General features: G+C 73.3%; 26 protein-coding genes. 9 read left to right on the top strand and 17 right to left on the bottom strand.

Features of this window, described 5'->3' with window-relative positions; all coding sequences use genetic code 11:
- Window positions 1–68: 68 nt before the first annotated feature.
- Window positions 69–395, bottom strand: a complete 327-nt coding sequence (locus AA0005_RS08815; protein WP_413453041.1) for an oxidoreductase — start codon at window positions 393–395, stop codon at window positions 69–71.
- A gap of 132 nt (window positions 396–527) precedes the next feature.
- Here AA0005_RS08815 and lpdA point away from each other — a divergent pair, with 132 nt between their 5' ends.
- A complete protein-coding gene (gene lpdA / locus AA0005_RS08810; RefSeq protein ID WP_413453040.1) occupies window positions 528–1,910 on the top strand; it encodes a dihydrolipoyl dehydrogenase in 1,383 nt (460 codons plus the stop codon).
- A gap of 26 nt (window positions 1,911–1,936) precedes the next feature.
- The gene (gene sucB / locus AA0005_RS08805) at window positions 1,937–3,760 is read left to right on the top strand and encodes a 2-oxoglutarate dehydrogenase, E2 component, dihydrolipoamide succinyltransferase (protein WP_413453039.1); all 1,824 of its coding nucleotides are present in this window, start codon (window positions 1,937–1,939) and stop codon (window positions 3,758–3,760) included.
- A 57-nt stretch (window positions 3,761–3,817) separates the two neighbouring features.
- Here sucB and AA0005_RS08800 read toward each other — a convergent pair whose 3' ends face one another.
- Complete coding sequence (locus AA0005_RS08800) at window positions 3,818–5,242, bottom strand: protein kinase domain-containing protein (RefSeq protein WP_413453038.1); 1,425 nt, start codon at window positions 5,240–5,242, stop codon at window positions 3,818–3,820.
- 96 nt (window positions 5,243–5,338) lie between these two features.
- On the opposite strand from AA0005_RS08800, the gene AA0005_RS08795 reads away from it, so the two are divergent.
- The 3 genes from AA0005_RS08795 to glnA (AA0005_RS08785) all read left to right on the top strand — a co-directional run bounded on the left by AA0005_RS08795 (window position 5,339) and on the right by glnA (AA0005_RS08785) (window position 8,016).
- A complete protein-coding gene (locus AA0005_RS08795) occupies window positions 5,339–6,061 on the top strand; it encodes a DUF4191 domain-containing protein (protein ID WP_413453037.1) in 723 nt (240 codons plus the stop codon).
- A 20-nt stretch (window positions 6,062–6,081) separates the two neighbouring features.
- Window positions 6,082–6,435: an RDD family protein gene (locus tag AA0005_RS08790; protein WP_413453036.1), complete on the top strand. Its 354-nt coding sequence runs from the start codon at window positions 6,082–6,084 to the stop codon at window positions 6,433–6,435.
- Between the two features lie 156 nt (window positions 6,436–6,591).
- Window positions 6,592–8,016, top strand: a complete 1,425-nt coding sequence (gene glnA, locus AA0005_RS08785; protein ID WP_413453035.1) for a type I glutamate--ammonia ligase — start codon at window positions 6,592–6,594, stop codon at window positions 8,014–8,016.
- Between the two features lie 54 nt (window positions 8,017–8,070).
- Here glnA (AA0005_RS08785) and AA0005_RS08780 read toward each other — a convergent pair whose 3' ends face one another.
- From AA0005_RS08780 to AA0005_RS08745, 8 genes are all read right to left on the bottom strand, one after another.
- Entirely contained in the window at window positions 8,071–8,646 is a 576-nt protein-coding gene (locus AA0005_RS08780) for a GNAT family N-acetyltransferase (protein WP_413453034.1), read from the bottom strand.
- A 64-nt stretch (window positions 8,647–8,710) separates the two neighbouring features.
- Window positions 8,711–9,208: a metallophosphoesterase family protein gene (locus AA0005_RS08775; RefSeq protein ID WP_413453075.1), complete on the bottom strand. Its 498-nt coding sequence runs from the start codon at window positions 9,206–9,208 to the stop codon at window positions 8,711–8,713.
- A gap of 58 nt (window positions 9,209–9,266) precedes the next feature.
- A complete protein-coding gene (locus AA0005_RS08770; RefSeq protein WP_413453033.1) occupies window positions 9,267–9,998 on the bottom strand; it encodes a histidine phosphatase family protein in 732 nt (243 codons plus the stop codon).
- Window positions 9,995–10,417, bottom strand: coding sequence for a hypothetical protein (locus tag AA0005_RS08765; RefSeq protein WP_413453032.1), 423 nt, complete (start codon window positions 10,415–10,417; stop codon window positions 9,995–9,997). The genes AA0005_RS08770 and AA0005_RS08765 overlap by 4 nt, the downstream gene beginning before the upstream one ends.
- 160 nt (window positions 10,418–10,577) lie before the next feature.
- On the bottom strand, window positions 10,578–13,622 hold the full coding sequence (locus tag AA0005_RS08760; protein WP_413453031.1) for a bifunctional [glutamine synthetase] adenylyltransferase/[glutamine synthetase]-adenylyl-L-tyrosine phosphorylase: 3,045 nt from the start codon (window positions 13,620–13,622) through the stop codon (window positions 10,578–10,580).
- Between the two features lie 5 nt (window positions 13,623–13,627).
- The gene (gene glnA, locus AA0005_RS08755) at window positions 13,628–14,965 is read right to left on the bottom strand and encodes a type I glutamate--ammonia ligase (protein ID WP_413453030.1); all 1,338 of its coding nucleotides are present in this window, start codon (window positions 14,963–14,965) and stop codon (window positions 13,628–13,630) included.
- A gap of 102 nt (window positions 14,966–15,067) precedes the next feature.
- On the bottom strand, window positions 15,068–16,009 hold the full coding sequence (locus AA0005_RS08750; protein ID WP_413453029.1) for a 5'-3' exonuclease: 942 nt from the start codon (window positions 16,007–16,009) through the stop codon (window positions 15,068–15,070).
- A gap of 137 nt (window positions 16,010–16,146) precedes the next feature.
- Complete coding sequence (locus AA0005_RS08745) at window positions 16,147–16,707, bottom strand: dihydrofolate reductase family protein (protein ID WP_413453028.1); 561 nt, start codon at window positions 16,705–16,707, stop codon at window positions 16,147–16,149.
- A gap of 142 nt (window positions 16,708–16,849) precedes the next feature.
- Here AA0005_RS08745 and AA0005_RS08740 point away from each other — a divergent pair, with 142 nt between their 5' ends.
- Window positions 16,850–17,290, top strand: a complete 441-nt coding sequence (locus AA0005_RS08740) for an acyl-CoA thioesterase (RefSeq protein WP_413453027.1) — start codon at window positions 16,850–16,852, stop codon at window positions 17,288–17,290.
- A gap of 72 nt (window positions 17,291–17,362) precedes the next feature.
- Here the strand turns inward: AA0005_RS08740 and AA0005_RS08735 are convergent, their stop codons facing one another.
- The 6 genes from AA0005_RS08735 to AA0005_RS08710 all read right to left on the bottom strand — a co-directional run bounded on the left by AA0005_RS08735 (window position 17,363) and on the right by AA0005_RS08710 (window position 23,677).
- Window positions 17,363–18,376: a PHP domain-containing protein gene (locus AA0005_RS08735; protein ID WP_413453026.1), complete on the bottom strand. Its 1,014-nt coding sequence runs from the start codon at window positions 18,374–18,376 to the stop codon at window positions 17,363–17,365.
- A gap of 40 nt (window positions 18,377–18,416) precedes the next feature.
- Complete coding sequence (locus AA0005_RS08730; RefSeq protein WP_413453025.1) at window positions 18,417–20,054, bottom strand: RecQ family ATP-dependent DNA helicase; 1,638 nt, start codon at window positions 20,052–20,054, stop codon at window positions 18,417–18,419.
- Window positions 20,055–20,145: 91 nt separating this feature from the next.
- Window positions 20,146–21,102, bottom strand: coding sequence for a DUF368 domain-containing protein (locus AA0005_RS08725; protein ID WP_413453024.1), 957 nt, complete (start codon window positions 21,100–21,102; stop codon window positions 20,146–20,148).
- Window positions 21,092–21,862 carry an LLM class F420-dependent oxidoreductase gene (locus tag AA0005_RS08720; RefSeq protein ID WP_413453023.1) on the bottom strand — a complete coding sequence of 257 codons (771 nt, stop codon included), beginning with the start codon at window positions 21,860–21,862 and terminating at the stop codon, window positions 21,092–21,094. Before AA0005_RS08720 ends, AA0005_RS08725 begins: the two co-directional genes overlap by 11 nt.
- Before the next feature lie 47 nt (window positions 21,863–21,909).
- Window positions 21,910–22,836 (bottom strand): quinone oxidoreductase family protein, encoded by a 927-nt coding sequence (locus tag AA0005_RS08715; protein ID WP_413453022.1) that lies wholly within the window; start codon window positions 22,834–22,836, stop codon window positions 21,910–21,912.
- A gap of 43 nt (window positions 22,837–22,879) precedes the next feature.
- Window positions 22,880–23,677, bottom strand: a complete 798-nt coding sequence (locus AA0005_RS08710) for an SDR family NAD(P)-dependent oxidoreductase (RefSeq protein ID WP_413453021.1) — start codon at window positions 23,675–23,677, stop codon at window positions 22,880–22,882.
- 264 nt (window positions 23,678–23,941) lie between these two features.
- Here AA0005_RS08710 and AA0005_RS08705 point away from each other — a divergent pair, with 264 nt between their 5' ends.
- From AA0005_RS08705 to AA0005_RS08695, 3 genes are all read left to right on the top strand, one after another.
- Window positions 23,942–24,274 carry an STAS domain-containing protein gene (locus AA0005_RS08705; protein ID WP_413453020.1) on the top strand — a complete coding sequence of 111 codons (333 nt, stop codon included), beginning with the start codon at window positions 23,942–23,944 and terminating at the stop codon, window positions 24,272–24,274.
- Window positions 24,275–24,344: 70 nt separating this feature from the next.
- Window positions 24,345–24,788 (top strand): DUF4383 domain-containing protein, encoded by a 444-nt coding sequence (locus AA0005_RS08700; RefSeq protein WP_413453019.1) that lies wholly within the window; start codon window positions 24,345–24,347, stop codon window positions 24,786–24,788.
- 118 nt (window positions 24,789–24,906) lie between these two features.
- Window positions 24,907–25,791 carry an oxygenase MpaB family protein gene (locus tag AA0005_RS08695; protein ID WP_413453018.1) on the top strand — a complete coding sequence of 295 codons (885 nt, stop codon included), beginning with the start codon at window positions 24,907–24,909 and terminating at the stop codon, window positions 25,789–25,791.
- On the opposite strand, the gene AA0005_RS08690 is transcribed toward AA0005_RS08695, so the two are convergent.
- Window positions 25,778–25,981 carry a DUF3072 domain-containing protein gene (locus AA0005_RS08690; RefSeq protein ID WP_413453017.1) on the bottom strand — a complete coding sequence of 68 codons (204 nt, stop codon included), beginning with the start codon at window positions 25,979–25,981 and terminating at the stop codon, window positions 25,778–25,780. The two genes, AA0005_RS08695 and AA0005_RS08690, sit on opposite strands and share 14 nt — an antisense overlap.
- Window positions 25,982–26,015: the final 34 nt, after the last annotated feature.

Here is a 26,015-nt window from a genome sequence, read left to right as displayed (position 1 = left end):
CAACTCTGCTCTCGGCGTAGGACGGGGCGAACCCCCCGTCCCCCCTCCTCTCGCCGAGAGCAGAGTTGTTACTTCCGGCGCTGGGCGGCGCTCCAGCGGCGCATGCTGCTCGGGTAGCCGGTGAGGTTGACGTCGTACACCGGGATCTCCAGCTCGCGCGCCAGGGCGCGGGCCGCCTTCTGGTCGGGGACGCGGCGACGCGTCCACTCCCCCGTGCGGGCGACGAGCACCATCGTCGTCGGGTCGTTGGGAGTGGGAGGTTCGACGTAGGCCTCGACACCCTCGCGGGTGGAGACGAACTCGCGGAAGTATGCCGTGACCTCCGCGCGCCGCTGCGCGGTGGGGACCTCGGTGCTCGATGTCCCCTGCTTCTTGCGTCGGGTGAACAGCCGCATGGCCCCAAGCGTACGGCTGCGGTTGTGACCCGACGGACACTGTGTCAGGTGGTCCCCGCGGTACGGACGGTGACAAGATGGACGGGAAGCCCCGGCTCCGGCCGGGATCCACGCGTGCTCGAGGAGAGGTTTGTGACCGACAGCCCTGAAGGAAATGTCTACGACCTGGTCATCCTGGGAGCCGGGAGCGGAGGCTACGCAGCAGCCCTGCGCGGTGCCCAGCTCGGGCTGTCCATCGCCCTGATCGAAGCCGACAAGGTCGGCGGCACCTGCCTGCACCGCGGGTGCATCCCCACCAAGGCCCTCCTCCACAGCGCCGCCGTCGCTGACGAGATCCAGCACAGCCACGCCGTCGGCGTCAACAGCTCCTTCGAGGGCATCGACATGTCGGCCGTCAACACGTACAAGGACGGCGTCATCGGCCGCCTGTACAAGGGCCTGCAGGGTCTGATCAAGGCCGGCAAGATCGACTACATCACCGGCTGGGGCCGGCTCACCGGCAAGGACACCGTCGAGGTCGACGGCACCACCTACCGCGGCCGCAACATCATCCTCGCGACCGGCTCCTACGCCCGCTCCCTGCCCGGCCTTGAGATCGGTGGTCGCGTCATCACGAGCGAGCAGGCCCTCGAGCTCGACTTCGTGCCCAAGAGCGCGATCGTCCTCGGCGGCGGCGTCATCGGCGTCGAGTTCGCCTCCGTGTGGAAGTCCTTCGGGGTCGACGTCACGATCATCGAGGCGCTGCCCAACCTCGTGCCCAACGAGGACATCTCCCTGTCCAAGGCCCTCGAGCGCGCCTTCCGCAAGCGGAAGATCAACTTCGCGACCGGCACCCGCTTCTCCGGCGTCGAGCAGAACGACTCGGGCGTCGTCGTGTCCACCGAGGACGGCAAGACCTACGAGGCGGAGCTCCTGCTCGTCGCCGTCGGCCGCGGGCCGGCGACGGCGAACCTCGGCTACGAGGAGCAGGGCATCCCCATGGAGCGCGGCTTCGTCCTCACCAACGAGCGCCTCCACACCGGCGTCGCCAACATCTACGCCGTCGGCGACATCGTCCCGGGCCTCCAGCTCGCGCACCGCGGCTTCCAGCAGGGCGTGTTCGTCGCCGAGGAGATCGCCGGCCTCGAGCCCGCCGCGATCGTCGAGTCGGGCATCCCGCGCGTCACCTACTGCGAGCCCGAGGTCGCCTCGGTCGGCCTCACCGAGGCGCAGGCCAAGGAGCAGTACGGCGAGATCGAGACTGTCGACTTCAACCTCGCCGGCAACGGCAAGAGCCAGATCCTGCAGACCACGGGCTTCGTCAAGCTGGTCCGCGAGAAGGACGGCCCGATCGTCGGCGTGCACATGATCGGGTCCCGCGCCGGTGAGCTCATCGGCGAGGGTCAGCTCATCGTCAACTGGGAGGCGTACCCCGAGGACGTCGCCTCCCTCATCCACGCCCACCCCACGCAGAACGAGGCCCTTGGCGAGGCAGCCCTCGCCCTCGCGGGCAAGCCGCTGCACTCCCACAACTGACCCTCGATCGAAGGAGACACCAGGTCATGTCCGACTCCGTGCAGATGCCCGCCCTGGGCGAGTCCGTCACCGAGGGAACCGTCACCCGCTGGCTGAAGAACGAGGGGGACCGCGTCGAGGTCGACGAGCCCCTGCTCGAGGTCTCGACCGACAAGGTCGACACCGAGGTTCCCTCGCCCTTCGCCGGCGTGCTCGAGAAGATCCTCGTCCAGGAGGACGAGACCGTCGAGGTCGGCGCCGAGCTCGCCGTCATCGGCTCCGGCGAGGGTGGCGGCGACTCCGCCCCCGCGCAGGACGAGCAGCCCGCCGAGCAGGAGCAGGCCCCCGAGCCCGCCCAGCAGGAGCAGCCCGCCGAGCAGGAGCAGCCCTCCCAGCAGGAGGTCGCCCAGGAGGCGCAGCAGCAGTCCGCGTCCGGGTCCTCCGGCTCCGGCGAGGGCCAGAAGGTCCAGATGCCCGCGCTCGGTGAGTCCGTCACCGAGGGCACCGTCACCCGCTGGCTCAAGAGCGAGGGCGAGCAGGTCGAGGTCGACGAGCCGCTGCTCGAGGTCTCGACCGACAAGGTCGACACCGAGGTCCCCTCCCCCTACGCCGGTGTGCTGAGCAAGATCCTCGTCCAGGAGGACGAGACCGTGGAGGTCGGCACCGACCTCGCCGTCATCGGCGGCGAGAGCGGCGGCGGCTCCGCGTCCGCGACCGAGGAGGCCCCGCAGGGCGCCGAGGAGCAGGCCAAGGAGGCCGAGCAGCCCTCCGAGCAGCGCGCCGAGCAGCACCAGGGTGCGGCGACGAGCACGGTCCCCTCCGAGGAGGCCGCGCCCGCGCCCAGCGAGCCGAAGCAGGCCGAGCAGCCCAAGGCCGAGCAGCAGCAGACGCCGCCGCAGGAGGCCTCGACCACCCCGGCCCCCGAGCGCCCGAGCGCCGCAGAGACCGCCAAGACCTCCTACGTCACCCCGATCGTGCGCAAGCTCGCCAAGGACAAGGGCGTCGACCTCGACTCCCTCCAGGGCACCGGCGTCGGTGGGCGGATCCGCAAGGAGGACGTCCTCGCCGCCGCGGAGAAGGCCCAGCAGCAGGCGGCCCCGGCTCCGGCCGCGGCCCCGGCCGCGAAGGCGCCCTCGATCCCCGAGGTCTCCCCGCTGCGTGGCACCACCGAGAAGATGTCGCGCCTGCGCAAGGTCATCGCCAAGCGCATGATCGAGTCCCTCGACACCTCCGCCCAGCTGACCACGGTCATCGAGGTGGACGTCACCCGCATCGCCAAGCTGCGCGCCCAGGCGAAGAACAGCTTCCAGGAGCGGGAGGGCGTCAAGCTCACCTACCTGCCGTTCTTCATCAAGGCGGCGACCGAGGCGCTCAAGGCCCACCCGGCCCTCAACGCCTCGATCGACGGTGACCAGATCGTCTACCACGGCGAGGAGAACATCGGCATCGCGGTGGACACCCCCCGCGGGCTCCTCGTGCCGGTCATCAAGGAGGCCGGTGACCTCACGATCGCCGGGATCTCCAAGCGCGTCGCGGACCTCGCGGCCCGTACCCGCGACAACAAGGTCACCCCCGACGAGCTCGGTGGCTCGACCTTCACCATCACCAACCTCGGCTCGAACGGCGCGCTGTTCGACACCCCGATCATCAACCAGCCCGAGGTCGCGATCCTCGGCCTGGGTGCGATCGTCAAGCGCCCCGTCGTCGTCACCGACGCGGACGGCAACGAGACGATCGGCATCCGCTCGATGGTCTACCTGCCCCTCACCTACGACCACCGCCTGGTCGACGGTGCGGACGCCGGCCGCTTCATGCAGACGATCAAGAAGCGTCTCGAGGAGGGTGCCTTCGAGGCCGAGCTCGGCCTCTGAGCACTCCCCACGCCGCGGGGCTCGCACCATCTGGTGCGGGCCCCGTGGCCTTTCCGGTCAGGGACAGGGCTCGCTGCGCAGCAGCTGCCACGTCTCCCCCGGCACCGGGACGAGGACGAGCCGCGCGCAGGCCGGCTCCTGCGCGGGGACGGTGACCCGCTCCCCGGCCACGAGCCGCTCGTGGGCCCCCTGGACGAGCACGACGTCGACGGCAACACCCTCCTCGACCTGCGCCACCGCCTCCACGGCGCTCACCTCGGTGCGCAGCCGCTCGAGCTCCGTGCCGGTCGCAGTGAGCCGCTCGAGCAGGGCGACGTCCTCGCGGGCGGCAGGTCCCCCGGCCACGGTCGTCGCCGCCAGCGCCGCGGCGTCCCCCGCGACGAGCGCGCCGTCGCGCCGGGCGAGCAGCCCGCTCACGGCCTCGGCCACCGCCGCGGGCTCGTCCGCGGCTGCCGGGCGGTGCCCGTATCCGCCGGCCCGCTCGCCCGGTGCGGACCAGACGATGAGCCCGGTGAGCAGCGCGGCGACCCCGACGGTCAGCGCGCCACCGAGCCACGGTGCCGGCAGCGGCTGGCGGCTCACGTGCCGGGCGGCCGGTGCGGCGGCACGCGGTGGTGGTCGGCCGCCGGGTGCCGCGGCGGGCGTGAGCGCGGTCCGCTGGACCTGCCGGCGGGTGGCGGGACGCCGGCGGGTGGAGGCCAGGTCGTCGCGCATGCGGGCCTGCGCGAGTGCGGCCGCCGGCGGCACCGCGACCGGTGCGGCTGGTCCGATGCCCGGGGCGCGGCTGGCGAGGTCCCGAGCGGACGGCCGGTGCTCCGGGACGGCGTCGAGCGCGGGCCCGAGCAGGCCGAGCAGGTGCGCGCCCGGCGCCGGGCCCGCAGCCCACACGACGAGCCGCGCCAGCGCCCACACGTCCCCCGGTGCGCCGGCCGCGCTCCCCCGCTCCCGCTCCGGCGGGGCGAAGCCCGGCGTGCCGAGCTCGTGGGCGTCCTGGCCGACGAGGTCGACGAGCACGGGCACGCCGCCGCCCGTGACGACGACGTTGGCGGGTGAGACGTCGCCGTGCACGATGCCGCGCTCGTGGAGGTGGCCGAGGGCGCTGCCCACCGCGGCGAGCAGCCCCGCCAGCTCCGGCGGCTCGAGGCCGCCGCGGGCGGCGAGGACCGTGGCGAGGGTGGGCCCGGTGACCCGGTCGCTGACGACGGCGCAGCGGCCGCCGTCGAGGCCGAGCACCTGACGGACCCGCGCCAGGTGCGGGTGGGTGCCGTGACGGAGCCCGGCCAGCCGACGCAGCTGCGCCGCGCCCGCCTCCCCGCGAGGCAGCGCGAGGACGCTGACGACGACGTCGCGCCCGCCCCGGTCGCGCGCCGCCCACACCGCCCCGTGCGCGCCGAAGCCGACCGGCCCGACGATGTCGTGACCCGGCAGCTGCGGAGGGCGCGCGCCGCCCTCCACCCCCGGGCTGCGGCGTCGTCGTGCCATGGGTCAAGCCAAGCGCAGGACGCCTCCGCCCGCTGGCGTCATCCACAGGCAGCGCGCAGCCAGGGGCGCGTCCGCGGGCCGGTAGGATGGGCGATCATGGCCCTGAAGAAGAAGAAGGACGCCGTCGAGGGCGCCGCGCCGAAGCAGAAGAAGAAGCGCTGGTACCACCAGCTGTGGGAAGTCTTCCAGATGACCCGCGAGGCGCAGCCCTCGATCACCTGGTGGCTGCTCGGCTCCTTCGTCGGGATCCTCCTCGTGGGCCTGCTCATCGGCCTGGCGGTCGGCCACCCGGTGTACGTCACGCTGCTCAGCCTGCCGGTCGCGCTCATCGTCGTCATGCTGCTCCTGTCGCGGCGGGCGGAGCGGGCGGCCTACTCGCGCATCGAGGGCACCCCCGGCGCCTCGGGCTCGGCCCTCGGCACCATCCGTCGTGGCTGGAACATCGAGGAGCAGCCGGTCGCCGTCGACCCCCGCACCCAGGACGTGGTGTTCCGCGCCGTCGGGCGCCCGGGCGTCGTCCTCATCGGTGAGGGTCCCGCTCACCGCGTCAAGCGCCTCCTCGAGGGCGAGCGCAAGAAGGTCGCGCGGGTGGCGCCGAACGTCACCGTCCACCTCGTCGAGGTCGGCCGCGGTGAGGGCCAGACCCCGCTGCCCAAGCTCGTGCGCACGATCCAGAAGCTCCGCCCGACCCTCACCAAGGCGGAGGTCGCCGCGGTCTCCAAGCGCCTGCGGGCGCTGCAGTCCTCGCGCCCGCCGATCCCCAAGGGCGTCGACCCGATGCGTGCGCGGCCCGACCGCAAGGGCATGCGCGGGCGCTGAGCGTGAGACAGGAGCGGCCCGTGACCACCGAGGCGCCCAGCAGCCCCGCGCCGCTGGGCCGCCGGGTCGTCGCCCTCGCCGTCGACTGGGGCCTGGCGACGGCGATCTCCGCGGGCTTCCTCGACAACCACCCGCTCGCCACGCTCGGGGTGTTCGCGCTCATGACGTGGCTGCTGCTCGCCACCCGCGGGGCCACGATCGGCCACACCCTGCTCGGCCTGCGGGTGCGCGCCTACCAGGGCGGCGCCGCTACGCCCGTCCAGGTGCTCATCCGCACCGGCAGCCTGTGCCTCGTCATCCCCGCCGTCGTGTGGGGGCTGGACGGCCGCGGCCTGCACGACGTGTGGGCCGGCACGCAGATCGTCCGCCGCTGACGCACGGGGACGTCGAACGCACGGGGGCCCGCGCCGTCGTCGTCCACGTAACATGCCGGACACATTCGGGTGACGACGCCGAAACGCAGCCCGGATAGCGTCGTCGTCGTCGGGACCGTGTCGGTCCCCCGGATTCCCACGCCAGAGGAGCGGTACATGTTCAGCAATGCCGAGGAGGCCATCGCCTTCACCCGGGAGGAGGGCGTCAAGTTCGTCGACGTCCGCTTCTGCGACCTGCCGGGCGTGATGCAGCACTTCAACATCCCCGTCGAGTCCTTCGCCGCTGACGCCTTCACCGACGGCCTCATGTTCGACGGCTCCTCGATCCGCGGGTTCCAGGCGATCCACGAGTCGGACATGAAGCTCGTCCCCGACGTGACGAGCGCCTTCGTCGACCCGTTCCGCAAGGAGAAGACGCTCGTCGTCAACTTCTCGATCGTCGACCCCTTCACCGACGAGGCCTACTCCCGCGACCCGCGCAACATCGCCGCCAAGGCCGAGGCCTACCTGCGCAGCACCGGGATCGCCGACACCGTCTACTTCGGCGCCGAGGCCGAGTTCTACATCTTCGACGACGTCCGCTTCCAGACGAACCAGCACTCGAGCTTCTACTACCTCAACTCCGGCGAGGCCGCCTGGAACACCGGCCGCGAGGAGGAGGGGGGCAACCTCGGGTACAAGACCCGCTACAAGGGCGGCTACTTCCCCGTCTCCCCCAACGACCAGATGGCCGACCTGCGCGACGAGATGGTCACCACGCTCCAGCAGGTGGGGCTGCAGGTCGAGCGCGCCCACCACGAGGTCGGCACGGCCGGGCAGCAGGAGATCAACTACCGCTTCGACACGCTGCGCGCCGCCGCCGACGACGTCATGAAGTTCAAGTACGTCATCAAGAACACCGCGTGGGTCAACGGCAAGACCGCGACCTTCATGCCCAAGCCGATCTACGGCGACAACGGCTCGGGCATGCACTCCCACCAGAGCCTGTGGAAGGACGGCAAGCCGCTGTTCTTCGACGAGCGCGGCTACGGCGGCCTGTCCGACCTCGCCCGCTGGTACATCGGTGGCCTCCTCAAGCACGCCCCGGCGCTGCTGGCCTTCACCAACCCGACCGTCAACTCCTTCCACCGCCTGGTCCCCGGCTACGAGGCGCCGGTCAACCTCGTGTACTCGGCCCGCAACCGCTCCGCGTGCATCCGCATCCCGGTGACGGGCACCTCGCCCAAGGCCAAGCGCATCGAGTTCCGCGTGCCGGACCCGTCGTCCAACCCCTACCTCGCCTTCTCCGCGATGCTCATGGCGGGCCTGGACGGCATCAAGAACCGCATCGAGCCGCCGGAGCCGATCGACAAGGACCTCTACGAGCTGCCGCCGGAGGAGCACGCGCAGATCGAGCAGGTGCCGGACTCGCTGCAGGGCGCGCTCCTCGCACTGGAGGCCGACCACGACTTCCTCACCGAGGGCGACGTGTTCACCCCCGACCTCATCGCGACGTGGATCGACTACAAGCGCACGCAGGAGATCGACCCGCTGCGCCTGCGTCCCCACCCGCACGAGTTCGAGATGTACTTCGACATCTAGACCGCTCGTCCTCGCAGCCCCCGGCGCCGTCCACGGCTCCGGGGGCTTGGACGTTCACGGCCGGACCCACTCCTCGGCGAGGAGGGCGTAGACGAGCGAGTCGAGCCACTCCCCCGAGCGGTGGAGGGAGTCGCGCACTGCGTGCGCCTCGCGGCGCATCCCCACCCGCTCCATGAGCCGCCACGACGGCTCGTTCGCGGCGAAGCAGTTGGCGACGGCGCGGCGGACGCCGAGCTCGGTGAAGCTGTAGCGCAGCAGCTCGCGCACGGCCTCGGTCCCGTAGCCCCGCCCGCGGTGCGCCGGGTCGAGGACCCAGCCGAGCTCGACCTCGGTGCCGGCCGCGAGGTGCGCGACGTCGGTCTGCCCCCAGCCGTCCGTGCGGCGCAGCATGAGGTCGCCGACGACCTCACCACCGCCGTCGTGGCCGAGCTCGACGACGAGGGTGAGGCCGAGCCGCCCCGGCTCGGTGAAGTGCTCCCGGTGCTCGGCGAGGGTGGTCTGCCGGCTGGTGAGCCAGGCGCTCACCTCCTGGAGCCGGCGGTAGCGCCAGGTGCGGTCGGCGTCCTCGGGAACGGCCGCGCGCAGGGTGAGGCGCTCGGTGTGGAGCGGACGCTCCGGCAGTGCGGTCATGAGCCTCCCAGGTCCGGCGGTGGACGGTGCGACGGCAGCCTATGCGCAGCCACCGACATCGCGATCACCGTGGCGGGAGGCGGTGCAGCTCGACGCAAGAAATCTCGCCGTCTGAGAGCGTGAGCGTGAGGTACGTGCAGTGCGGCTGGCGGCGGCGGTCGGTGGGTGAGCCGGGGTTGAGCAGACGTAGCCCGTCCGCCTCCCCGTCCCACGGGATGTGGCTGTGGCCGAAGACGAGCAGGTCGGTGTCCGGGTAGGCGGCCCGCATCCGCTCGTCGCGGCCGCGGGACTGCCCCGTCTCGTGGACGACGGCGATGCGCACCCCCTCAACCTCGGCTCGCGCGACCTCGGGGAGCCGGCTACGTAGCTCGGCACCGTCGTTGTTCCCCCAGCAGGCGAGCAGCGCCCGCGACCTGTCCTCCAGCTCGTCGAGGAGCTCGGGGGCGACCCAGTCCCCCGCGTGGACGACGAGGTCCGCCGCCTCGACCTCCTGCCACACCTGCTCCGGCAGCTTGCGGGCCCGCTTGGGGACGTGGGTGTCGGCGAGGAGGAGGACGCGCATGGCGACCACCGTGCCACGGTGAGGTGACGACGCACGCGGGGGGCGGCGTCGTCGTCGCTCAGGAGTCGAAGGGGACCGCCTCGGCAGGAGCGGGGTCCGCGGCGGGGCCGTCCGCCGCGGGGGCGGCCACGCGGTCGCCGCCGAGGGGCTGGCCCTCCCAGAGCTCGGCCCACCAGCCCTCGCGGGGGCTGCCCTCGAGGACGACGGCGCCGGTGTTGGTGATGGGGTGGTACGCGGCGTGCTCGCCGGTGACGTTCTCGGCGCGGACGGCCGTCCACGAGCGGATGACGGCACCGTGGCTGAACAGGACGGCGGTGCGGGCGCCGTCGGCGTGGGCCTCGGCGACGACGTCGTCGAAGCGCTGCCACACCTCGTGGCCGTTCTCGCCGCCCGGGAGCCGACGGCTGGGGTCCTGCGCCCAGCCGAAGATCGTGCCGACGTAGGCGCGGTGCGCCTCCTCGTCGCCGCGCATCTCGAAGTCTCCGGCTGCGATCTCGCGGATGCCGTCGCGCACGCGGAGCTCGAGGCCCCGCTCGGCGAGGAGCGGCGCGGCGGTCTGCTGGGTGCGGACCAGCGTGGAGGCGTAGACGACGTCGATGTCCTCGTCGGCGAGGCTGCGCGGGACGGCGGCGGCCTGCTCGCGGCCGAGCTCGGTGAGGTCGGCGCCGGGCTCGGCGGTGTCGAGGAGGTCGGCGACGTTCGAGCTGGTCTGGCCGTGGCGGACGAGGATGAGGCGCATGCCTCCCATCATGACCCAGCCGGGCGAACGGGCGGTGACCGGAGGGGTCACCTCCACTCCATGACGCGACCGGCGTGCCGGACCATCTCGTCCACGACCCCGAGGTCCACGGCGTCGGCTGACGGGAAGGAGATGCTCGCCGACCCGACCTTCGTCGCCCCGAGGCGCTGGCCGTAGACCTTGGCGAGGGGCTCTCGTCCCTCGGCGGCGTTGACGTAGAGGCTGAGGTAGGTCGCCTGCCGGGCGAGCCCGACGAGGAACCACTCGACGTCGGCACCGCGGGGGCGGGGCTGGACGGTCGCGCCGTAGCCGATGATCGACTGCTCGGTGCCGCCCCAGAACACGCCCTGCCAGAGCACGCGCGTGGCGCCGGGCAGCGCGGCGGTGATGACGCGGTCGAGCGTGGCGAGCGAGCCGTCGGGGTCGTTCGCAGGGATGAACTCGTCGACGGGGATATCCGTGGTTCGCATGGACTGGCTCACGGGGCCAACCTACGGCGGGTGTAGGCGAGCCGTGGTCCGGAGAATCCGGCTCTCGGCGGTAACTGTACTGTCGGCGATAAGTGTGCTGTCGGCGATAAGTGTGCTGTCGGCGGTAAGTGTGCTGCCGGCGCGGACGGGGGCGGGGCACTCACTCGAAGAAGATGCGTTCGACGACGGTCCTGGCGCGGCGGGTGGCGCGGAGGTAGTCCTCCTCCAGCTCCGCCGTCTCCCCGGGGCCGTAACCGAGCAGGCGGGCGACGGCGGTGAGCTGGCCAGGGTCGTGCGGCAGGACGTCGATCTTCGCGCCGGTCACGCGGCCGGTGGCAAGCGCGATCCCCGCGCGCAGCCGTGAGGCGAGGGTCCACGCGCTGACGAGCAGCTCGCAGTCCTCCTCCCCCAGCACCCCGGCGTCGCGGGCGGCGGTCAGCGCCTCCACCGTGCGCGGCGTGCGCAGCTCGGGCACCCGGCCGGCGTGCTGCAGCTGGAGGAGCTGGGCGGTCCACTCGACGTCCGAGAGCCCTCCGCGCCCGAGCTTGAGCTGCCGGTTCGCCGGCACGCCGCGCGGCATCCGCTCGGACTCCACCCGCGCCTTGACCCGCCGCAGCTCCCGCAGGGCGCGGTCGTCCAGCCCGTCGGCCGGGTAGCGGTAGGGGTCGACGAGAGCGCAGAACCGCTCGAGGAGCCCCTCGTCCCCGGTGACCGGCCGCGCCCGCAGCAGCGCCTGCTGCTCCCACGGCTCGGCCCACCGCTCGTAGTACTGGGCGTAGGACGCGAGCGAGCGGACCATCGGGCCGTTGCGCCCCTCGGGCCGCAGCGCGGCGTCCACCGGCAGAGCAGGTTCGGGCCCAGGGTCGCCGAGCAGGGCGCGCACGTGCCCCGCGACGGCGACGGCGAAGTCCTGGGCGCCGTCGTCGTCCTCACCCTCGAGCGGCTCGTGGACGAACAGGACGTCGGCGTCCGAGCCGTAGCCCATCTCCTGTCCGCCCAGGCGCCCCATCGCGAGGATCCCGAAGCGCACCGGCGGCTCGGCCAGCCCGCGCTGCTCAGCGGTGCGGCGCAGTGCGACCTCGAGGGCCGTGGTGAGGGCCTGGTCGGCGGCCACGGACAGGACGGTGCGGTCCCGCTCGTCGCGCACGCCGTCCAGGACGTCCCCGACGGCGCCGCGCAGCAGCTCCCGGCGGCGCAGGTAGCGCACGGCCCGGACCGCCTCCTCCGGGTCGGGCCGCCGGCGGACGAGCGCGCTCGCCTCCCGGGCCAGCTGCTCGGGCGTGCGCGGGCGCAGGGCCTCGTCCTCCCCCAGCCAGGCGGCGGACTCGGGCAGCGCCTCGAGCCCGTCGGCGACGTACCGGCTGGTGGCGAGGAGGTAGCTGAGCCGCGGGGCGGCCACGCCGGAGTCGCGGAGCATCTGGAGGTACCAGTGGGTGCTGCCCAGCGCCTCGGAGACCTTGCGGAAGGCGAGGAGCCCGCCGTCGGGGTCGGCGCCGCGGGCGAACATGCCGAGCATGGCGGGCAGGATCTGGCGCTGGATGGCCGCGGTGCGGGAGACGCCGGCGGTGAGCGAGTCGAGGTGCCGCACGGCCCCGGCCGGGTCGCGGTAGCCGATCGCCGCGAGCCGCTCGCGCACCGCCTCGGGACGCAGGCGGGCGTCCTCGGGGCTGAGCTGGGCGATGAGCGGGAGCATCGGCCGGTAGAAGATGTCCTCGTGGAGCTCGCGCACCTCGCGGCGCACGGTGCGCAGCCGCTGCTCGAGCGACTCGGCGCTGCGCGGCCCCTCCCCCGGCAGCGCCCGCGCGAGCCGCCGCAGGTCCGCCTCGCCGCTCGGGATGACGTGCGTGCGCCGCAGCCGGTACAGCTGCATCCGGTGCTCGAGCACGCGCAGGTAGCGGTAGCACTCGTCCAGCCGCTGCGCCGGGTCGCGCCCGATGTAGCCGGCCTCCGCGAGCCGGGCGATCGCGTGGAGCGTGCCGGCGGTCCGGATGCTCTCCTCGGTGCGGCCGTGGACCAGCTGGAGCAGCTGGACGGTGAACTCGACGTCCCGCAGCCCCCCGCGCCCGAGCTTGAGCTGCCGCTCCGCCTCGGCCACCGGGATCGTGTCCTCCACGCGCCGGCGCATCGCCTGGGAGTCCTCGACGAAGTTCTCCCGGCCCACCGCCGACCACACGAAGGGCTCGACGGCGGCGACGTACTCGGCACCGAGCGCCGGGTCCCCGGCCACCGGGCGCGCCTTGAGCAGCGCCTGGAACTCCCACGTCTTGGCCCAGCGCTCGTAGTACGCGCGGTGCGAGGCGACCGTCCGCACCAGCGGCCCGTCCTTGCCCTCGGGGCGCAGGTTGGCGTCCACCGGCCACAGCGGCGGTTCCGCCCCGACGGCGCCGCTGACGTTGCGGGCCATCGCGCCAGCCAGGCGGGTGGCGACGGCGGTGGCCTCCGCCTCGTCGGTCCCCTCCGCGGGGGCGACGACGTAGACGACGTCGACGTCGGAGATGTAGTTGAGCTCGCGCCCGCCGGTCTTGCCCATGCCGATGACGGCGAGCGGCGCGCCGCGCCCGTGGTCGGGCAGGTCGGCGCGGGCGACGGCGAGAGCGGCCTCGAGGGCAGCGGCGGCGAGGTCGGAGAGCGCGGCGGCGACGGCGGGGAAGGCCGCCAGCGGGTCCGCGCTCGTGAGGTCGGCGGCGGCGACCTCGAGGAGGCGGCGGCGGTAGCAGCGGCGCAGCGCCTCGACCCCGGCCGTGCCGGTGACGGCGGCGACCGGGGCGTCGTCCGCCGAGTCGGCGCCCACGGCGGCCAGAGCGCGCTCCCGCTCGTCCTGCGGGCTGAGGTCGAGGACGCCGTCGGCGTGCTCGTCGGCGAGCAGCGCGGCGTCGGCGGGGCGGGACACGAGCATGTCCCCGAGCGCACTCGAGGCGCCGAGGACGGCGAGAAGTCGGGTCCGGTGACCGCCCTCGGAGGCGAGCACGCCGGCGAGGTCCGGTGCGCCGTCGTCGTCCGCAGACGCCTCGAGGAGGCGGACGAGGGTGAGGAGCGCGAGGTCCGGGTCGGCGGTCCGGCCCAGGGCCGTCGGAAGCGGCGCGCCGGCGTCCTCCGCGCGCGCGAGCGGCCCGGCGAGGACCGGCTCGTCCAGCAACTGCTCGGCCCGGCGCGGGTCGGTGAAGCCGAGCCGGAGCAGCTCCTGGGTGGGCGTGGGGGCGCGCACGGCTGTCAGACGCCGGGCAGCAGGCTACGCAACTCGTAGGGCGTGACCTGGGACCGGTACTCGGTCCACTCCTGGCGCTTGTTGCGGACGAAGAACTCGAAGACGTCCTCACCGAGGGTCTCGGCGACGAGCTCGGAGGACTCCATGACCTCCAGCGCCTGCTCGAGGCTGCCGGGCAGCGGCTTGATGCCCATGGCCTTGCGCTCGACGTCGGACAGCGCCCACACGTTGTCCTCGGCGCCGTCGGGCAGCTCGTAGCCCTCCTCGATGCCCTTGAGGCCCGCCGAGATGAGGACGGCGAAGGCGAGGTAGGGGTTGGCGGCGGAGTCCAGCGCGCGGTACTCGGCGCGAGTGGAGGGGCCCTTGTCCGGCTTGTGCCGCGGCACGCGGACGAGCGCGGAGCGGTTGTTGTGGCCCCAGCACACGTAGCTGGGCGCCTCCCCGCCGCCCCACAGGCGCTTGTAGGAGTTGACGTACTGGTTGGTGACGGCGGTGATCTCGGCGGCGTGGTGGAGCAGGCCGGCGATGAAGGAGCGGCCCGTCGCGGAGAGCTGGTACTGGCCCGCGGGGTCGTAGAAGGCGTTCGCGTCGCCCTCGAACAGCGAGAAGTGCGTGTGCATGCCGGAGCCCGGGGACTCGATGAGCGGCTTGGGCATGAAGGTGGCCATGATCCCCTGCTGGAGGGCGACCTCCTTGACCACGGTGCGGAAGGTCATGATGTTGTCCGCGGTGGACAGGGCGTCCGCGTAGCGCAGGTCGATCTCGTTCTGCCCGGGGCCGGCCTCGTGGTGGGAGTACTCCACCGAGATGCCCATGGACTCGAGCAGCGTGATGGTGTCGCGCCGGAAGTCGTGGGCGGTGCCGCGGGCGACGTGGTCGAAGTAGCCGGCGGTGTCGATCGGGACGAGGGGCGCGTCGAGGCTGCTGCGCTGCTCGAAGAGGTAGAACTCGATCTCGGGGTGGGTGTAGCAGGTGAAGCCGGCGTCCTTGGCGCGCTCGAGGGTGCGCTTGAGGACGTTGCGCGGGTCGGAGCGGGCCGGCTCGCCGTCGGGGGTGAGGATGTCGCAGAACATCCGCGCGACACCGTTCTCGTCCCCGCGCCAGGGCAGCAGCTGGAAGGTGGCCGGGTCCGGCTTGGCGAGCATGTCGGCCTCGTAGACGCGGGTGAGGCCCTCGATCGAGCTGCCGTCGAAGCCGATGCCCTCGGCGAAGGCCGCCTCGATCTCCGCCGGGGCGATCGCCACGGACTTGAGCACGCCGAGGACGTCGGTGAACCACAGCCGGATGAACCGGATGTCGCGTTCCTCGATCGCGCGGAGCACGTACTCCTGCTGCCTGTCCATCGGCGGCTTCCTTCCGTCGTCGCGTCGTGCCACCTGCTGCGCCGAGAGTACAGTTCCCGGCCGACATCCCTCGTCACCGGGCCACCCGGTGACCGCGCCGCGTCAGGAGACGGCGGCGCAGGCGTCGACGAGCCGCTTGAGCGGGGACTCCAGGCCCCAGCGCTCGGCGAGCTCGAGGAGCTTGTCCCCGTCCGCCGGGACGTCGCCGATCTCGCCGCGGTCGTCGGCCACCGGTGCGTCACGGGCCACCTGGACGACGGTCGGCGCGACGGCGAGGTAGTCGGCCGCCGCGAGGATGCGCTTGCGCTGCGTCGCGGTGAGGGAGGACCCGGCGTCGTTCGCCGCCTCGACGATCCCGGCGAGCGTGCCGTGCTGCGCGAGCAGGGAGGCGGCGGTCTTCTCCCCGATCCCCGCGACGCCCGGCAGCCCGTCGCTCGGGTCGCCGCGGAGGGTGGCCATGTCGGCGTAGGCCTGGCCGCTCACGACGCCGTACTTCTCGCGTAGCCACGCCTCGTCGATCCGCTGCGGCTCCTTCTGCCCGCGGACCGGGTAGAGGACGGCGACGGCGGCGGCGTCGTCGACGAGCTGGAACAGGTCCCGGTCACCGGTCATGACGAGCACCTCGGGGGCGCGGTCGGTGGCAGCGACCTCGCGGGCGGCGAGGGTGCCGATGACGTCGTCGGCCTCGTAGCCGGGCGATCCCAGCCGCGGGATCCCGACGGCGGAGAGCACGTCGACGATGATCGGCACCTGGGCGGTGAGCGCGGGCGGGACCTCCTCACCGCCGTCGTCGGAGAGTCGGTGCTCCTTGTAGGAGGGGATCGCCTCGACCCGGAACGCCGGGCGCCAGTCGTCGTCCCAGCAGGCGACGACCCGGGAGGGGCGGTGGGTCTCGACGAGCCGGGAGATGGCGTCGAGGAAGCCGCGCACCGCGTTGACCGGCGTGCCGTCGGGCGCGGTCATCGTCTCGGGCAGGGCGAAGAAGGCCCGGAAGTACATGGAGGCGGAGTCGAGGAGAAGCAGGGGTCCCGGCTGGTCACTCATGCGGGCGATCCTTCCAGATCGACGGCGGGCGCGGACCCGCCGCGACGGCGGGCGTGGTGAGGTGTGCGCGAGACGTCCAGCTGATTCACCGGGTGGATCAGCTGGACGTCTGCGCACACCACACGCCGGGCCTCTCCTCAGGTCCGCACCGCGTGGTGGAGGCAGACCACCCCGTTGGCGAAGCGTCGGTGGTCCAGGAGCTCGAGCTCGAGGCGCACACCTCGCGGCAGCGCGGGCTTCCCGCCCCCGACGAGCACCGGGTGGACGAGCAGGACGCACTCGTCGACCAGCCCGTGACTGAAGGCCTCGGCGCCGAGGCCCGCTCCCCCGACGCTGATGCCCGCGCCCGACTCCTCCTTGAGGCGCCGTACCGCCTCGGGCTCGAAGCGCCGCTCGAGCCGGGTACGCGCCGTCGTCACGGCGTCGAGCGTCGAGGAGTAGACGACCTTGTCCGCGTCCCGCCAGATCGTCGCGTACTCGCGGACGATGGCGGGTGCGTCGACGAGCCAGTCGTCCTCCTCCCACACGCGCATCGCCTCGTACATGCGCCGCCCGTAGAGCGAGGTGCCGATACGCCGCTCGTGCTCGTTCCAGAAGGCGTGCACCTCCTCGCTCGGCACGGACCAGTCGAAGGCGCCGGTCTCGTCCTCGAGGTAGCCGTCGAGGGAGACGTTGGCTGCGTAGACGAGCGTGCCCATGGGTGCCTCCAGCCGGACGGAGGGCTACAGGGTCCTGCGCCGAACCGGCGCCGTCAAGGGCCGCCTCGTCGCCGCCGGGCCGTGGCGGGTCGCACGCCCGCTGCGCCGGGTTTCGCCCGGTTCACCGACCTAACCTGGACGTATGCACTCCGACGACATCAACTTCCACACCCGCAAGTGGATCCGGCCCGAGGACCTCAACGCCAACGGCACCCTCTTCGGTGGCAGCCTGCTGCGGTGGATCGACGAGGAGGCGGCCATCTACGCGATGATCCAGCTCGGCAACGAGCGCGTCGTCACGAAGTACATGTCGGAGATCAACTTCCTCAGCTCCGCCACGCAGGGCGACATCGTCGAGATGGGGCTGCGCGCCACCCGTTTCGGGCGGACCTCGCTGACCATGCGGGCCGAGGTGCGCAACCTCTTCACCCGCCACAGCATCCTCACGATCGACTCGATCGTCTTCGTCAACCTCGGTGAGGACGGACGACCCACCCCGCACGGCCAGACGGCGATCACCTTCGACCGTGACCGCATCCCCGAGCGGCTGCGACCGGACGTCCACGAGCCGCGCCCCCGCTGATCCGGCCCCTGTGGACGGGTGGCCCGTCCACAGGTCCGGGAAGAACTCTGCTCTCGGCGGCAGGGGGCGTTGTCAGCGGTTGGTCCAGGACAGCAGGTCCTCCAGGGGCAGGGCGTTGACGATGCGCTCGCGCGGCACGCCGGCCTCGGCGGCGCGGGCGCAGCCGTGGTCGAGGAACTCCAGCTGACCGGGCGCGTGGGCATCGGTGTCGATCGCCATCCGGCACCCGAGCTCGACGACCCGCTCGAGCAGCCGCATCGGCGGGTCCAACCGCTCCGGGCGCGAGTTGAGCTCGACGGCGACGTCGTTGTCCAGGCACGCCCCGAACACCGCCTCCGCGTCGAACTCGGACTCCGGGCGCGTGCCCCGGCCGCCGGTGACGAGCCGTCCCGTGCAGTGCCCGAGGACGTCGACGAGCGGGTGCTCGACGGCGGCCACCATCCGCCGCGTCATCGCGCGCGCGTCCATCCGCAGCTTGGAGTGGACGCTGGCGACGACGACGTCGAGCCGGGCCAGCAGCTCGGGCTCCTGGTCGAGCCCGCCGTCCTCGAGGATGTCGACCTCGATACCGGTGAGGATGCGGAAGGGTGCGAGCTCCGCGTTGAGCTCCTCGACGACGTCGAGCTGCTCCCGCAGCCGCTCGGGCGACAGCCCGCGCGCCACCGTGAGCCGCGGCGAGTGGTCGGTGAGCGCGAGGTACTCGTGCCCGAGCTCGACGGCGGCACGCGCCATGTCGAGGATCGGGGTGCCGCCGTCGGACCACTCGGAGTGGGAGTGCAGGTCCCCGCGCAGCCAGCCGCGCACCTCCTCCCCGCCCTCCGCGAGCGGGCCGTCCGCCCGCTCCTCCAGGGCCGCGAGGTAGTCGGGCACCTCGCCGCGGGCCGCCTCCATCGCCACGCCGGCCGTCCGCTGGCCGACGTCGGGCAGCTCGGTGAGCGTCCCCGTGGCGAGGCGTCGCTCGAGCTCCCGGGCCTGCAGCCCCTCGAGCCGGGCCGCCGCCTTGCGGAACGCGGTGGCACGCCGAGCCTCGGCCCGCTCCCGCTCGAGGAGGTAGGCCACGCGCTTGAGCGCCGCTACCGGGTCCATCTGCGGAAGGCTACGACGGCGCCGCGCGCTCTGCGCGGGATCACTCCGAGGTCCGCAGGAGGCCCTGCTCCTCGACGACCTGCTTGGACAGCGTCTTGTACCCCTCGTCGGGGAAGAAGACGGTGAGGCGGTCGTCCTCGGTGTTCATCACCGTGCCGCGGCCCCACTGCTCGTGGACCACCTCGTCCTGCATGCCCGGCCCGTCGCCGGCCGCCGCGGCGTCCTCGGCAGCCCGCTCCTGGGCGGTGCCGGCGGCGCAGGTGTCGCAGCTCTCGCACGGTCCGGGGTAGTCCTCGCCGAAGTAGCCGAGGAGGAACTCACGGCGGCAGGACAGCGTCTCGGCGTAGCCCCGCATCATCTCCACGCGCGAGCGCTCCACCCGCTGACGGGACTCGGTGTGCTCCTCGGCGAGGGCGACGACGTCACCCGGTCGCTGCTTCCCGCGCGCCCTGACCCCGCGCCGGGTCTGCGTCACGGCGCCGACCTCCTGGAGGAGGTTGACGGCGGCGGTCACCCGCCGGGGCGGAAGCTCCAGGGCGTTCCGCAGCGCCGTCGCGCCGAGCGGCCGGTCGGCCCGGCGCACGGCGGTGAGCACCGCCCGCAGGTCCTCCTCCCGCACGCTCGCCGTCGCGAAGAAGGACCGCAGCCCGAGGTCCTCGGGCCGGTAGTGGAGCACCGCGAGGGCGGGCTCGCCGTCACGCCCGGCACGGCCCACCTCCTGGTAGTAGCTGTCGAGCGACCCGGGCGGGTCGGCGTGCAGGACGAAGCGGACGTCGGCCTTGTCGATGCCCATGCCGAAGGCGGAGGTCGCGACGACGACGTCGAGCCGCCCCGCGGAGAAGTCGTCGTGGACCTGCTCGCGCACCTGCGCCCGCAGGCCGGCGTGGTAGGCCGCGGCCCGCAGGCCGCGCTCGGCGAGCTCGGCGGCGTAGGCCTCGGTGTCCTTGCGCCGCCCCGCGTAGACGAGGCCGGGACCGAGCAGCGTCGCGGCGTCCTCGAGCAGCGCCCGGCGCTTGTCCGCGGCGTCGACGTGCCGCACCACGCGCAGCTCGAGGTTGGGCCGGTCGAAGCCGCGGGTGATGAGGAGCGGGTCGCGCAGGCCCAGGCGCCGGGCGATGTCGTCGCGGACGGGAGGTGCCGCCGTCGCCGTGAGCGCGATGACCGGCGGGCGGCCGAGCCGCTCGATCGCGTGGCCCAGGCGCAGGTAGTCGGGGCGGAAGTCGTGGCCCCAGGCGGAGACGCAGTGCGCCTCGTCGACGACGACGAGCGAGGGACGCACCTGCGCGAGCCGCTCGACGACGTCGTCCTTGGCGAGCTGCTCCGGGGAGAGGAAGAAGTACTCGGCCTCCCCCGCCGTCACCGCCTGCCACGCCTCCTTGCGGTCCGCCGCCCGCAGCGCGGAGTTGAGGGCGACGGCGTCGGGCGCCTCGGGTGCGTCGGTGATCCCGGCGATCTGGTCGCCCTGGAGGGCGATGAGCGGGGAGACGACGACGGTCGCCCCCGGCAGGACGACGCCCGTCACCTGGTAGATCGCGGACTTCCCGTAGCCCGTGGGCATGATCGCGAGGACGTCACGCCCCTCGAGGACGCCCTCGATCGCCTCGAGCTGCCCGCCGCGCAGGTCGTCCCAGCCGAACTGGTCGTGGGCGATGTCCTGCAGCTCCTCGCGCGTCGTCATCCCCCAACGGTCAGGGGCGTCACCCGGGTCGGCAAGCGGGAGTGGGCCCCGCCACCTGCCCCGCCCGTGCCGGGTGTGGGCGCGCGGGTGGCTAGGCGTCCGCGGTCTCGCGGCGCCGCGCCAGCACGCGGCCCCACCGGTCCACCCCGACGACGACGGCGAGACCGAGCACCGCGAGCAGCACCGGCGCACCGACAGGGTCCGTCGGCGCGCCGAGCACCGTGCTCTCCAGGCCGTGCGGCCACGGCCACAGCAGCCGCAGGGACCCGAGCATGAGCCCGATGAGCGCGGCGAGCACGAGGTCGTGGTAGCGGTCGAGCAGCCAGGTGAGCAGGGAGGAGAAGGCCGCGAGCCCCAGCCCCGCGCCGAGGACGAAGACGAGCAGCACGCCGATCTGCCGGTCGTTGACCGCGCCGAGCACCTCCGTGTACATCCCGAGCAGGACGAGGATGAACGAGCCGCTGATGCCGGGCAGGATCATCGCGCAGATGGCGACCACGCCGGCGAGGAAGAAGGCCCACGCCGGGCGGGTCACCGCCTCCGTGCCGGCGGCCTGGCTGGTGTCCTGCAGCCCGAGGAAGAGCGCGAAGGCCACAGCGGCCACGAGCGCGACCACCGCGAGGCGGGGGCTGGGGCGCTTGACCAGGCGCCAGGAGACGAGGACGGCCCCGAGGATGAGGCCGAAGAAGAGCCCGGCCATCGCCTGGGGCTGGTCGGTCAGCAGCCGCTCGAGCGGTCCGGACAGCAGGACGATCGCGGCCCCGATGCCGGCCAGCAGCGCGATGACCCAGACCCAGGGCACGGCCGCGAGCCGGCGTCCGGTCTCGCGCAGGTCACCGCGCACGAGCGACCCGAGCGCGGAGGACGCCGTGAAGATGGCGTGGACGAGCCGCTCGTAGATCCCCAGGACGAGGGCGATGGTGCCGCCGGAGACGCCGGGGACGATGTCGGCTGCTCCCATGAGGAAGCCGCGGAGCAGCTGGGGCACGGGCTGGGAGGCGTGCCGTGGCGAGGTCGGGCGCACGGCGTTGCGAGGCTCAGCGGGCATCGCGCCAGGCTACCCAGTCGCGGAGGGAGGACAGGTCGTAGTCGGGGCCGCTAGCGGAGACGGTGAAGAGCGTGGCACCGGCCTCGACGAGCGCCTCCCCGCTCTCGCTCGGGCTGCCCTTGACGCCGACCGAGCGCTCGATCTCGCCGGGGTCACGGCCGATGTCGGCGCAGTGCTGGTCGAGGACCGCGCTCTTGTGCCGCAGCGTCTCGAGGTCGGCGAAGCTGTGCCAGATGTCGGCGTGCTCGGCCGTGTAGCGCAGGGTCTTGCGCTCCCCGCCCCCGCCGACGAGCACCGGGATGTCACGGGTGGGGGGCGGGTTGAGCCTCCCCCACCGGTCCTTGATCCGGGGCAGTGCCTCGGACAGGTCGGCCAGCCGCGACCCGGCCGTGCCGAAGTCGTACCCGTACTCGAGGTAGTCGCGCTCGAACCAGCCGGCCCCGATGCCGAGGATGAGCCGGCCGCCGCTGATGTGGTCGACCGTGCGGGCCATGTCGGCCAGCAGCTCGGGGTTGCGGTAGCTGTTGCACGTGACGAGCGCGCCGATCTCCACGCGGCTCGTCTGCTCCGCCCACGCCCCGAGCATCGTCCAGCACTCGAAGTGCTGGCCGTCGGGCTCCCCGGTGAGGGGGAAGAAGTGGTCCCAGTTGAAGACGACGTCGGCCCCGGCGTCCTCGGCGCGCAGGACGGCGTCGCGGATCTGGGCGTAGTCGGCGTGCTGGGGCTGGAGCTGGACGGCGATCCTCACGGGGTGGGTCATGGCGCCATCGTGCCAGCGGCCGGCGACGTCCCGCGCGCCGCACAACGTCAGAAGGTGAGGACGAGCCGCCCGCGCGTGCCGCCCGCCGCCAGCTGCCGGTGCGCCTCGGCGGCGTCCTCGGCCGGCAGGGTGCGCGCCACCCGCAGGGACAGCACCCCGCGCACGGCGAGGTCGACGAGCTCGGCCAGCCCCTCGCCGTCGTGCACGTAGTCGGCGGGGGTGACGGTGTAGACGTCGATGCCCCGCTCAGGCTCCCCGTCGAAGGGGCGGACGCAGGCGACGACACCGCCGTCGCGCACCGCGGTGAGGACGGGCGCGCCCATGACGGCGGCGTCGAGCAGCGCGTCGACGCCGCCCGGCTCGTGCTCGAGGACGGCGGCGGGGAAGCCCTCCCCGCGGGGCAGGACGAGGTCGGCGCCGAAGGACTCGACGAGGGCGACGTCCTCCTCCTTCGCGTCGGCAACGACCCGCAGCCCCGCGTGCTTGGCCAGCTCGATCGCGTAGCCGCCGACGGCGCCCGCGGCGCCCGTCACCGCGATGGTGCCCGCGTGCGGGACCCGCATGCGCCGCAGGGCGTGGCGGGCGGTGAGCGCGTTGAGCGGCAGGGAGGACGCGGCGACGAGGTCGACGTCGTCGGCCAGGCGAGCGACGCCGTCGGCGGGGACGACGACGAGCTCGGCGTACGCGCCGCCGCGTGGTGTGCGCGGGTCGACGATCGCGACCACCCGGTCACCGGGGGCGAGCTCGACGCCCTCCCCGACGGCGTCGACCACGCCGGCGGCGTCCATGCCGGGGACCCACGGCGGCTCGAGGCCGTCGGTGCCGACGCCCTCGCGCAGCACCGTGTCGGTCGGGTTGACGGCCGCGGCGACGACGGCGATGCGCAGCTCTCCCGGCCCGGGCTCGGGAAGGGGCAGGTCGAGGACCTCCAGCTGCTCCGGTCCCCCTGGCGTGGTCACTCCGATGGCTCGCATCCGTCCACGCTAGGACGACGACGGCGCACCCGCCGCCCGAGAGTCACTCCCCCTGGTCCTGGGGCTTGGTGAGCCGGGCCTGGGTGGCCGCCTTGGCCTGCTCGGGCAGTGCCTTGGCACCGCGCGACATGAGGGTGTTGCGCACGGTCGAGCCGACGACGCCGTCGTCCTTGCCGGCAAGCATCGCCTCGATGCCGTCGCGGGCCACCTGGACCGGGTCGTCCTTGCTGTCGCTCTGCCCCACCCGCGTGTCCTCCATGTCGGCGCGCGCGAAGAACTCGGTGTCGGTGGGGCCGGGCATCATCGTCGTGAGGGTGACGCCGGTGTCCTTCAGCTCGTAGCGGACCGACTGCGCGAAGTTGAGGAGGAAGGCCTTGGAGGCGCTGTAGGTCGCGTAGTAGGGGCCCGGCATCATGCTCGTGACCGAGCCGGTGATCAGGACGCGCCCGCGTCCCGCGGCGACCATCCGGGGAAGGAGGCGCTTGGCGAGGTGGACGTTGGCGGTGACGTTGAGCCCGATGAGCGTGAGGTCGTCGTCGAGGGAGGTCTCGACGAAGCTCCCGCCGACGGCGATGCCCGCGTTGAGGACGAGCGCGTCGACGTCGCGGTCGCCGATCGCATCGACCAGGTCCTCCACGCCGTCGTAGGTGGACAGGTCCGCCCGGACCGCCTCGACGCTGAGGCCCGGGGGCGCGGGGACGGCGGTGGCGACGGCCTCGTCCTCCGCGCAGACGACGAGGTCGTAGCCCTGCTCGGCGAGGAGGATGGCGACCTCACGGCCGATGCCGCTCGAGGTGCCGGTGACGACGGCGAGGGGGTGGTCCGACTGGGTAGCTGACACGGGTCCTCCCGGTGCTGGTGTGGGTGCCGGACACGCTAGGCCGGGGACGGGGGCGCCGCGCGCCGGGGCCACCCTTATCCACATACTTGTCCACGCCTTGTGCATGAACGCGTCACCGTCGCGCCGGGCAGCGACGCGCGCGGACCGCGCCGCAGTCGTGCCGGCCGATGACCGCTGAGACACGGGTACAAGTGGGGGCCCGCGTGTCCGCGTCCGTGCCATGATCACCCTCACGGGAACGGTCGCACGGCGTTGGGGGACGTCATGAACGGAACGGCAGGCTGGGTTCGGGTACGTACGCGCCCCCACAGCGTCCTGCTCGAGCTGGGCGGTGAGGTCGACGCCGTCATGGAGGGTGAGCTCGAGCGCGCCGTCACCGAGGCCCGCTCGCGCGACCTTCCGGTCGAGGTCGACACCCGCGCGGTCACCTTCATGGACTCCCTGGCCCTCGCCAGCCTCGCCCGGCTCACGGCAGGTCAGCGCGCCACGACCTTCGTCGACCCGCCCGACCTCGTCCGCTTCCTCCTCGAGGTGACCCGCCTCGGTGAGGTCATCGCCATCCGGGAGAGCGGGGACGGCGCCCGGTCCGCCACCTGAGGCACCCCGGCGTGCGGGGGCGTGCGGTGTGGTGGAGCCTGGTGGCTCGACCTGAACTGGAGGGTGAACCATGGCTCAGCCCAGCACTGCTGCACGTACCCGGGGACCACACCAGTACCTCGCGCTGGTCATCGGTGTCGTCTACGCCCTGGTCGGCGTGGCCGGCTTCTTCGTCACCGGATTCGACGGCTTCACCGAGCACAACCACGACCAGACGCTGCTCGGCTTCGCGATCAACCCGCTGCACAACATCGTCCACATCATCATCGGAGTCGCGGGCCTCGTCCTGTGGAGCAGCGACTCGCGCGCCCGCACCTACGGGTGGCTGCTCGCCATCGGGTACGGCGCCACCTTCGTCTACGGCCTGTTCGTCGTGGACGACCCCGACACCAACATCCTCAACATCAACTGGGCCGACAACTGGCTGCACATCGCCAGCGTCGTCGCCGGTCTCGCCATCGCGCTGTGGCCCCGCCGCCGGGTCGACGACACCCGGGGCACCACCCGCCGCTGAGCCGCTCCCGCTCCCGACCGTCGCCCCGGAGGCGCAGGACCGCCCGTCCGCGCCGTCGGGGCGTCGTGCACGCCGCCCGGTCACGACGGGCGGGCCGCGGTCACGCACACTGGTGGGCATGACCCCCGTGCACGCGGCCCGCAGGCGGCTGAGCGACCTGCTGCTCGCACGTGTCGCCGGCCCGGAGGCCCACGACGCGCGCCGGCGCATCCACGGCGAGCCCGGCGAGCGCTGGTTCGAGCCGAACTCCCCCATCCAGCGCGTCCACGGGGACGCGTCGATGTACGTCGGCGGCCTGCGTGCCCTGCTCCTCCAGTCGCTCCACCCGCTCGCCATGGCGGCAGTCGCCCAGCACTCCGACTACCGCACCAACCCCTGGGGCCGGCTGGCCCGCACGAGCACCTTCCTCGCCGAGACCACCTACGCGCGGGTGGAGGACGCCGAGCGGGCCGTGGCGGTCGTCCGCGCCGTGCACCGGCACATCTCCGGGACGACGACGGACGGCGTCCCCTACCGCGCCGACGACCCCCACCTCATCATCTGGGTGCACGTCGCCGAGGTCGACAGCTTCCTCACCGCCCACCAGCGCTTCGGCGCGCGCCCGCTGACGCCCGCGGAGACGGACGCGTACATCGGCCAGGCCGCAGGCGTCGCCCGGCGCCTCGGCGGGGAGTCGGTGCCCACGACGCATGCCGAGCTCGTCGCCGCCCTCGAGCGCTACCGCCCCGAGCTGCGCTCGACGCCCGAGGCGCTGGAGGCGGCGCAGTTCCTGCTCCACCGCCCACCGGTCACCGGCCCCGCACGGGCGGGCTACGCCCTCATCGGGCGCGCCGCCGTCGCGACCCTGCCCCGCTGGGCGCGCGAGCCGCTCCGCCTGCCCGACCGCCCGCGCCGCGACGCCACGCTCGGCGTCGCCGCGGGCCAGGCGGCGACCCGGGGCCTGCGGTGGGTGCTCGGCGGCCTGGGCGCCACCCCCACCGCCGAGGAGGTCAGTCCCCGCTGACGCGCTCGCTGCCCTGCTGGAGCTCGTCGATGAGGCTGGACGCCTGCGCCTTGGTGAGGTTCCCCGGGACCTCCCGGCCGGCCTCGCGGGCGAGGGTGCCGAGGTAGCTGAGCTGGGCTCCCGTGGCGGGCTCCTCGCCGGTGGTCCAGTCCTCGGGGTCCTTGATGGTGCCGCTGGGCTGCTCGCTCATGCGCCCACGCTAGGACCGCGCCGGGCACCCGGCG

The sequence above is a fragment of the Georgenia phoenicis genome (genome assembly GCF_047302425.1).
In the GTDB taxonomy this organism is placed as follows: Bacteria; Actinomycetota; Actinomycetes; order Actinomycetales; family Actinomycetaceae; genus Oceanitalea.
Note: the sequence above shows the minus strand (reverse complement) of the source record. Positions and strands in the feature narration are given on the sequence as shown.

What these genes read in the sequence shown, in the direction of transcription:
- AA0005_RS08815 (WP_413453041.1), bottom strand. Translation starts at nt 395, where the DNA reads ATGCGGCTGTTCACCCGACGCAAGAAGCAGGGGACATCGAGCACCGAG.
- sucB (WP_413453039.1), top strand. Translation starts at nt 1,937, where the DNA reads ATGTCCGACTCCGTGCAGATGCCCGCCCTGGGCGAGTCCGTCACCGAG.
- AA0005_RS08800 (WP_413453038.1), bottom strand. Translation starts at nt 5,242, where the DNA reads ATGGCACGACGACGCCGCAGCCCGGGGGTGGAGGGCGGCGCGCGCCCT.
- AA0005_RS08795 (WP_413453037.1), top strand. Translation starts at nt 5,339, where the DNA reads ATGGCCCTGAAGAAGAAGAAGGACGCCGTCGAGGGCGCCGCGCCGAAG.
- glnA (WP_413453035.1), top strand. Translation starts at nt 6,592, where the DNA reads ATGTTCAGCAATGCCGAGGAGGCCATCGCCTTCACCCGGGAGGAGGGC.
- AA0005_RS08780 (WP_413453034.1), bottom strand. Translation starts at nt 8,646, where the DNA reads ATGACCGCACTGCCGGAGCGTCCGCTCCACACCGAGCGCCTCACCCTG.
- AA0005_RS08775 (WP_413453075.1), bottom strand. Translation starts at nt 9,208, where the DNA reads ATGCGCGTCCTCCTCCTCGCCGACACCCACGTCCCCAAGCGGGCCCGC.
- AA0005_RS08765 (WP_413453032.1), bottom strand. Translation starts at nt 10,417, where the DNA reads ATGCGAACCACGGATATCCCCGTCGACGAGTTCATCCCTGCGAACGAC.
- glnA (WP_413453030.1), bottom strand. Translation starts at nt 14,965, where the DNA reads ATGGACAGGCAGCAGGAGTACGTGCTCCGCGCGATCGAGGAACGCGAC.
- AA0005_RS08750 (WP_413453029.1), bottom strand. Translation starts at nt 16,009, where the DNA reads ATGAGTGACCAGCCGGGACCCCTGCTTCTCCTCGACTCCGCCTCCATG.
- AA0005_RS08745 (WP_413453028.1), bottom strand. Translation starts at nt 16,707, where the DNA reads ATGGGCACGCTCGTCTACGCAGCCAACGTCTCCCTCGACGGCTACCTC.
- AA0005_RS08740 (WP_413453027.1), top strand. Translation starts at nt 16,850, where the DNA reads ATGCACTCCGACGACATCAACTTCCACACCCGCAAGTGGATCCGGCCC.
- AA0005_RS08735 (WP_413453026.1), bottom strand. Translation starts at nt 18,376, where the DNA reads ATGGACCCGGTAGCGGCGCTCAAGCGCGTGGCCTACCTCCTCGAGCGG.
- AA0005_RS08730 (WP_413453025.1), bottom strand. Translation starts at nt 20,054, where the DNA reads ATGACGACGCGCGAGGAGCTGCAGGACATCGCCCACGACCAGTTCGGC.
- AA0005_RS08725 (WP_413453024.1), bottom strand. Translation starts at nt 21,102, where the DNA reads ATGCCCGCTGAGCCTCGCAACGCCGTGCGCCCGACCTCGCCACGGCAC.
- AA0005_RS08720 (WP_413453023.1), bottom strand. Translation starts at nt 21,862, where the DNA reads ATGACCCACCCCGTGAGGATCGCCGTCCAGCTCCAGCCCCAGCACGCC.
- AA0005_RS08715 (WP_413453022.1), bottom strand. Translation starts at nt 22,836, where the DNA reads ATGCGAGCCATCGGAGTGACCACGCCAGGGGGACCGGAGCAGCTGGAG.
- AA0005_RS08705 (WP_413453020.1), top strand. Translation starts at nt 23,942, where the DNA reads ATGAACGGAACGGCAGGCTGGGTTCGGGTACGTACGCGCCCCCACAGC.
- AA0005_RS08700 (WP_413453019.1), top strand. Translation starts at nt 24,345, where the DNA reads ATGGCTCAGCCCAGCACTGCTGCACGTACCCGGGGACCACACCAGTAC.
- AA0005_RS08695 (WP_413453018.1), top strand. Translation starts at nt 24,907, where the DNA reads ATGACCCCCGTGCACGCGGCCCGCAGGCGGCTGAGCGACCTGCTGCTC.
- AA0005_RS08690 (WP_413453017.1), bottom strand. Translation starts at nt 25,981, where the DNA reads ATGAGCGAGCAGCCCAGCGGCACCATCAAGGACCCCGAGGACTGGACC.